The following is a 291-nucleotide window of genomic DNA, read 5'->3' as shown; positions in this document are numbered from 1 at the left end:
TTCCTGAAGACAATGAACTGCTGGAAAAAGCAAAGCAGATGATTGCCGATAAAGTGGCGGAGGCGGGCAAATGATGCGAACTCACCTCCTGCTGATTGCTGCCGGCGTTGCGATGGCCACGGGCGCCATTGCCTCACCAGATGTGGCCATTACGCCACGCCATGCGCAGGAAGAGGGCTGGCACTGGTACAAAGACCCGGCAGAAATCGAGGATGACGATGACCTGCCGCCTGTTGTGACTCAGACCGTACCTCCGGCGCCCATGAGCGCCTCAGAGCAGAAGGCCCTGCT

At 58.8% G+C, this 291-nt stretch carries 1 protein-coding gene; it reads left to right on the top strand.

Translation table 11 applies throughout. The annotated features are described in order from the left end of the window. Positions 1-70: 70 nt before the first annotated feature. Positions 71-291: hypothetical protein (locus COJ96_RS25870; RefSeq protein WP_218936543.1), on the top strand; the 221-nt coding region annotated here is incomplete at its 3' end.

Origin of the sequence: Bacillus sp. AFS073361 (assembly GCF_002567005.1) — a bacterium.
Taxonomy (GTDB): domain Bacteria; phylum Bacillota; class Bacilli; order Bacillales; family Cytobacillaceae; genus Neobacillus.
This window is presented reverse-complemented; position numbering and strand designations above follow the sequence as displayed.